We start from the raw sequence: 6,154 nt of genomic DNA, 5'->3' as shown, positions 1-6,154 counted from the left end.
GTCACAATCGCCTCTCATCGGTCGTGGCACCACGTGTGTCTCAGCCCCTGACAACGACGTCCGCGGCGTTACGTTCGCCCCGACTTGGCTCAATTTAGTGTTCAACGCGGTTGCTGATTTCGGCGAGGGCTTCGCTCACGTCGTCGGGTAGCGGGTCGGCGGCGGTAAGGATCTGCCCGCCGGCTTTGATCTGTACGGTGCGGTAGCGGCGTACAGTGCGCACGAATTTCTTGATGCTCCAACCAGTCTGGTGTTCGATCCAGTAGGTGACGGCCAGCGCGGCAAACACGATGGTCAGGTGCGCCTCGATGGATTCGCGTAGGTGGTGGTAGATCGGCCGGGCTTGCAGGTCGTGTTTGGACATGCGGAAACTCTTCTCGATGCGCCACAGCTGGTGGTAGGCGTCGATGACGAACTGCGGTGTTGCGGCGGTGAGGTTGGTGGTGTAGCCCTTCCAGCCGGCCAGCGCCCGGGTTTTGGCTTCCAGATCCCGATTCACCGATTTGGTCGCACCGGTGAGTTGGATGTAGCGGTTGCGTTTGACCGGAGCTTTCCCGTCGACCGCACGTTCGGCTTTGGCGACCTGTTCGTCGATACCGCGCAGCGTGCGCCGGGCCCGGTCGTGCCGGTACTGGTAGTAGATGACTCGATCGGGGATCCCGCGGGCTTTCTCCGCGCTGGTGGATGGCCACGGCTGGGTCAGCACCAACCCCTCAGGGACCTGCTCGCCGGGGTGTTTGTCGCGCCATTCGCGCACCACATCGGGCAAAAACGGGATGCGGGTGCCGAGGATGAACGACAACCCGGCAGCGACGAGCGCGATCTGGTTGGCCTCAGAGACCATGGCGGCATCGGCGACCACGGTAACGTCGGTCAACTGGTGAGCAGCCTTGAACCCGTTGATCACTGGCAGCATGGTGGCGGTCTCGGCCTTATTGCCCTCGAACGCCGCCACCGTCAGCGGGAACCCACTCGCATCGGTGAGCAGACCGATGGTGATCTGCGGGTCCAGGCGGCGTTCTTTGGAGAAGCCGGGCTCGCGGAACCCATCGGCCGCATCGGTGTCGAAGTACAAAGTGGACACGTCGAACAGGACCAGCGACGCTGGCTTAAGGCCGGCATGACGTGCGCACGCCCTGGCCAGCGATTGGCGCCACGACGGTTTGGCATAGATCGGCAGCCGACGTTTGACCGTGGCATACGAGGCCGGCTCAACACCGACCTCGGTCAGTACTCGAGCGGCGTCGACCTTACTCGTCGGCTCGATGACCCGCGCCAACACCAGATCACGAAACACGTTGTCGCCCTTGGCCACCGATTCAAAACTCAGCACTCGGTAGGCGGCACACAGCGCGTTCCACAGGTGGCTCATCCGCGAGGAGATGATCGGCAAAGCGCCGGGCTCGACCCCTTTGAAAAGCCCCAGGTCCAGCTCGGTTTGCCCGGCCGCCAACCGTCCAGCCGCAGCAGTCTTCAACGCCGCCAACTCGACCGCGTCGTGAGCCGAGCCGATGTGCTCGATCGAGCGTGAACCCCGCCGCCAGGACCACACGATCTGCACCGCCGTCGCCCCAGAGGCAGTCTTCACCGTGCGTACGAACGCCACCAGCGCAGCTTAAAGCCCCGCTTTAGTGTCCAAATTCCATCGAACCCCAACACAAAACAGCAGGTAAACCGGTCGCAGACGCGCGGGAGCGTCGAACGTGAGCCAAGTCAGGTCACAATCGCCTCTCATCGGTCGTGGCACCACGTGTGTCTCAGCCCCTGACAACGACGTCCGCGGCGTTACGTTCGCCCACGCTCTAGCATGCGGATTTGTTAAAATCCTGAAGTAGTTAATTAATCAGCCGCCGCTGGCAACCTCGGTTCGGACGAGGTAGGTTCGCTTCGGGGCAAGCAGCACGTGCGAACCGAGGTTTGGTCGGGTGAATCGATGAGTTGTCCGGCGTTGCCGCAGCCCCGGGATGAACAGTGGATCGTGGCCGGCCACCGGAGCGAGCTGCGCATCACGGCTTCTGCAGTAGACGACACCCGAGTGCTCAGCATCGACGGTCTGCTGGACGAAACGAGCTATGTTCCGCTGCGCGACGCCATTGTCAAAGCCGCGCTCGATGAGCCTCTCGCGGTCATCATCGACGTCAACACGCTCACGGTTCGTGACGATCCGGCCTGGGCCGTGTTCACCAGCGCCCGCTGGCAAGTCGCCGAATGGCCGGACATCCCCATTGGCATGGTATGCGCCCACGATCACGGCCAGAATGCTCTGCGCCGCAACGGGATAACTCGCTACGTGCCGGTCTACCACGACGTGGAGTCCGCAATCACCGAGCTGGCCGCGGATGGACTGCGCCGGTACCGGCGGCGCGCCGTCGCAACGCTGCCGCCGGTGAAAAGCAGCATTCACCGTTCCCGAGAATTCGTCGCTCAGTGGTTGACTGGTTGGTCGAGGACCGACTTCATCCATACGGTGTCCGTCGTCGCCACCGAGCTGGTTGAATTGGCCCTCGCGGATACCGACAGCGGATTGTCGCTTCGACTGGAAACCAACGGCTCCACCGTCGCGGTGGCGGTGCAGCACGTGGACATCGAGAACGTTGGGCGTCGGAAGTCCATTGGTGACCCCGTCTCGGGCCTCGATCTCGTCGTCGCCAACTGTCGGGTTTGGGGCAGTTACACGAGCGCGGCCGGCAACACCGTCTGGGCTGTGGTCGGCCCGGAAAACCGCTTCTGAGAGTTACTTCGGCAGCCCAGCGGGGGAGCGCCGCCCAGCCGTTCGGCGCCATTTGTAAGTCGGCGCTTTCACCGCGCGCGCCAGCCCGATTCTCGCCGTATACGTAAGTGGCGTTGGCCTGTTGTGGACACATGTGCGCGGCGGTGTTTGAGGCCGGCGTGGGTGGGTACTGCAGCGCTACCAGCGACGCCCAATTGGAGCAAGTATGAGTTCTAACGACCATAGATCTGCGAAACTGCGTGAGCAGGCCCGCCAGCACGCCGATCAGGCGCGAGCCTTGATGGAGGACAAGCGCGAGAGCCAAGAGGGCGGCCTCAGCGGCTGGGTCGCCGAGCGGGCCGGCGAATGGGATCTCAGAGGCTTCGATGAGACCACCATGCAGCGTCAGAAGTTCTTCTGGAATCTGCTGGTGGACTACTGGTTTCGAATGGAGATCGACGGCTGGGAAAACGTCGGAGATCCGCCGGCTTTGCTGGTCGGCATTCACTCCGGTGCCCCGTTTGTCTGGGACGCATGGACCGTCGGCGTGCAGTGGTGGCGGCGGTTCGGCCAAGAGCGTCAACTGCATGGCACTGCCCACGACGCATTGATGGCCATTCCGGGGTTCGGCGACTACTTCCGCTCGATGGGCGTGCTACCCGCGGCGCCGGACGCCATCGCGACCGCGCTGGCCGAAGGTCGCGATGTGGCGTTATGGCCCGGCGGCGAGGTGGACTCGCTGCGGCCGTGGGCCGAGCGCGATCAGGCAAACCTCGCCGGCCGAAAAGGCTTCGTGAAGATGGCAATTCGCGCTGGAGTGCCGATCGTGCCGATCGCAACCGTTGGCGGCGCCGATGCCATGCCGGTGTTGATTCGTGGTGACCGGCTTTCGCGAGCTCTACGATTGGACCGGCTGTTGCGGCTCAAGGTGTTTCCGCTCGCCATCTCGCTGCCGTGGGGGATCGCCCCTGCCGCTCTGCCGCAGCTGCCGCTGCCCGCCAAGATCAGGACTCGCTTCATGCCGGCGGTCGAACTCGACCACGACCCGGCGCGCGCCGACGATGACGAATACGTCGACCGTAAGTATGACGAGGTAGAAGGCAGCATTCAGCGCGGGATGAACGCGTTGGCCCGCAAGCGGGCACTGCCGGTATTCGGTTAGAGCAAACGACGGGCCCGGTCCGTCGCGGACCGGGCCTCGTCGGCTGATGCGATGGTCTACTTCTGGTGGGCCTGCTCGCGCTTTTCGGCCGCTGCGGCAGCGCCCCGAGCCGCTTCGGCTTCGCCTTCCTTCTTGGCGGCGTTGCGCTGCGATTGCGCCTTGTCCTGCTGAGCCTCGCCCTCGCGCTCGAGATCTTCTTTGCCGAGCACGCTACCCACAGCTTCCTTGGCCAGGCCCTTGGCGCCCTCGACGACGCCCTTTACCGCTTCTTCTGGTCCACTCTTTTTGTCGTCCGACATGGAGTCCCTCCTCAGTGGCTCGATTGCTGGACCGGTTGCGGCGCGCCCGAAAGGCAAGTCAGCCCTGACTATTTACCCCCGGGTCTTTCGCACCGCGTCGTGGGCATTCCCATGACGCGGTGCGCTCAAACCCCGGTCTGCCGGGTAGTCGCGGCGGCGAGATCATCACTGCTGGTGGGGCGGCGAAAATTGGTCGCTGTGACCGCGAACACGGGTGCATCGGGCCGGGCGACGTCTGCCTGAATACGGTTGCCGCACAACAGCAATTCGTGTCCAGGGCCTTCGGCCCCCACCCGCTGGGATATGTCCGGGCCCAGCGTGCCCGCGCAATAGCACCTTGGCGGCTATCCGTGCCGGCGCCCCGACCGGGCTAGTTGCCAAGCGGGCACTTGCACAATCCAGTCCAGTCTCGGCACGCAGACCGCGGCCATAAGGCAGGATGGACCCTGCTGTTTGGGTTTGCCGTCCCGGCGGAGAGCTGGATGGCGTTCTCCCATGCGAGGAGTCTGATGACGGAGCAGGAGCCGACGAGCACCAACGGCGCCGATGCATTTTCTCCCGACGGATATCCCGCTGGTGAATCGGTGGGTCGGGCCAAGTATTCCCGCGTACTGCTCAAACTCGGCGGCGAGATGTTCGGCGGCGGACAGGTCGGGCTTGATCCCGATGTGGTGGCCCAGGTGGCGCGCCAGATCGCTGAGGTAGTGCGCACCGGCGTGCAGGTTGCCGTCGTCATTGGCGGTGGCAACTTCTTCCGGGGTGCACAGCTTCAGCAACGCGGTATGGAGCGCACCCGCTCGGACTATATGGGGATGCTCGGCACGGTCATGAATAGCCTTGCGTTGCAAGACTTTCTAGAGAAAGCGGGCATCGTCACCCGGGTCCAGACCGCCATTACGATGGGCCAGGTCGCCGAACCGTACATTCCGCTGCGCGCGCGGCGGCACTTGGAAAAAGGGCGTGTGGTGATCTTCGGCGCCGGCATGGGGCTGCCGTACTTCTCGACCGATACCACGGCCGCGCAGCGGGCACTGGAGATCGGCGCTGAGGTGGTCTTGATGGCCAAGGCCGTCGATGGCGTCTTCACTGAGGACCCGCGAGTGAATCCTCGGGCCGAGTTGCTCACCGCTATCACGCACCGGGAAGTCATCGAGCGGGGGCTGCGGGTGGCCGACGCCACCGCATTCAGTTTGTGCATGGACAATGGCATGCCGATTCTGGTGTTCAACCTGCTGACCGATGGCAATATTGCTCGCGCGGTTGCGGGTGAGAAGATCGGAACGCTGGTCACGAGCTGATGGCCCAGCCGGCGACGATGCAGAGCGGAGCGATGCTGAGGAGCGGCGCAAGGGTCCAGCCGGCCGGCGACCATGCGGACTGCCGGCGATTATGCAGCGCGCAGCGATGAGAAGGAGCGGCGCAGATGATTGACGAAACTCTCTTCGACGCCGAAGAGAAGATGGAGAAAGCGGTGTCGGTCAGCCGTGACGACATGTCGAGCATCCGGACCGGCCGCGCCACCCCGGGGATGTTCTCCCGCATCGCGATCGACTACTACGGTTCGGCCACCCCGATCACCCAATTGGCCAGCATCAACGTTCCGGAAGCGCGCCTCGTCGTCATCAAGCCGTACGAGGCGAGCCAGCTCGGGCCCATCGAGACGGCGATTCGTAACTCCGACCTCGGGGTGAACCCGACCAACGACGGCACACTGATCCGCGTTGCGGTACCCCAGCTGACCGAGGAACGCCGTCGCGAACTCGTCAAGCAAGCCAAAGCCAAGGGCGAAGACGCCAGGGTCTCGGTGCGAAACATCCGCCGCAAGGCGATGGAGGAACTGCACCGCATCCGCAAGGAGGGCGAGGCCGGTGAGGACGAGGTCGCGCGCGCGGAGAAGGACCTGGACAAGACCACCCACCAGTACGTGACGCAGATCGACGAACTGGTCAAGCACAAAGAAGGCGAGCTGCTGGAGGTCTAGCG

6 protein-coding genes are annotated in these 6,154 nt (G+C 64.0%); 4 read left to right on the top strand and 2 right to left on the bottom strand.

Translation table 11 applies throughout. The features are described from left to right. Nucleotides 1-94: 94 nt before the first annotated feature. Nucleotides 95-1,606, bottom strand: a complete 1,512-nt coding sequence (locus tag VKI00_RS09975; RefSeq protein ID WP_422656525.1) for an IS1634 family transposase — start codon at nucleotides 1,604-1,606, stop codon at nucleotides 95-97. Nucleotides 1,607-1,903: 297 nt separating this feature from the next. Here VKI00_RS09975 and VKI00_RS09970 point away from each other — a divergent pair, with 297 nt between their 5' ends. Together VKI00_RS09970 and VKI00_RS09965 are read left to right on the top strand one after the other, a co-directional pair. Continuing rightward, nucleotides 1,904-2,731, top strand: coding sequence for an STAS domain-containing protein (locus VKI00_RS09970; protein ID WP_324437180.1), 828 nt, complete (start codon nucleotides 1,904-1,906; stop codon nucleotides 2,729-2,731). Between the two features lie 205 nt (nucleotides 2,732-2,936). Next, the gene (locus VKI00_RS09965) at nucleotides 2,937-3,872 is read left to right on the top strand and encodes a lysophospholipid acyltransferase family protein (protein ID WP_324437178.1); all 936 of its coding nucleotides are present in this window, start codon (nucleotides 2,937-2,939) and stop codon (nucleotides 3,870-3,872) included. 56 nt (nucleotides 3,873-3,928) lie between these two features. On the opposite strand, the gene VKI00_RS09960 is transcribed toward VKI00_RS09965, so the two are convergent. After that, nucleotides 3,929-4,171 carry a CsbD family protein gene (locus VKI00_RS09960; RefSeq protein ID WP_324437177.1) on the bottom strand — a complete coding sequence of 81 codons (243 nt, stop codon included), beginning with the start codon at nucleotides 4,169-4,171 and terminating at the stop codon, nucleotides 3,929-3,931. 482 nt (nucleotides 4,172-4,653) lie between these two features. Between VKI00_RS09960 and pyrH the strand changes: the two genes are divergently transcribed. Further along, complete coding sequence (pyrH, locus tag VKI00_RS09955; RefSeq protein WP_324437175.1) at nucleotides 4,654-5,469, top strand: UMP kinase; 816 nt, start codon at nucleotides 4,654-4,656, stop codon at nucleotides 5,467-5,469. A 125-nt stretch (nucleotides 5,470-5,594) separates the two neighbouring features. Beyond that, entirely contained in the window at nucleotides 5,595-6,152 is a 558-nt protein-coding gene (gene frr / locus VKI00_RS09950; RefSeq protein ID WP_324437173.1) for a ribosome recycling factor, read from the top strand. Nucleotides 6,153-6,154: the final 2 nt, after the last annotated feature.

It is taken from the genome of Mycobacterium sp. (assembly GCF_035314665.1).
Taxonomy (GTDB): Bacteria; Actinomycetota; Actinomycetes; order Mycobacteriales; family Mycobacteriaceae; genus Mycobacterium.
This window is presented reverse-complemented; position numbering and strand designations above follow the sequence as displayed.

Coding starts and splice junctions, on each gene's coding strand:
- VKI00_RS09965 (WP_324437178.1), top strand. CDS start 2,937: ATGAGTTCTAACGACCATAGATCTGCGAAACTGCGTGAGCAGGCCCGC.
- VKI00_RS09960 (WP_324437177.1), bottom strand. CDS start 4,171: ATGTCGGACGACAAAAAGAGTGGACCAGAAGAAGCGGTAAAGGGCGTC.
- pyrH (WP_324437175.1), top strand. CDS start 4,654: ATGGCGTTCTCCCATGCGAGGAGTCTGATGACGGAGCAGGAGCCGACG.
- frr (WP_324437173.1), top strand. CDS start 5,595: ATGATTGACGAAACTCTCTTCGACGCCGAAGAGAAGATGGAGAAAGCG.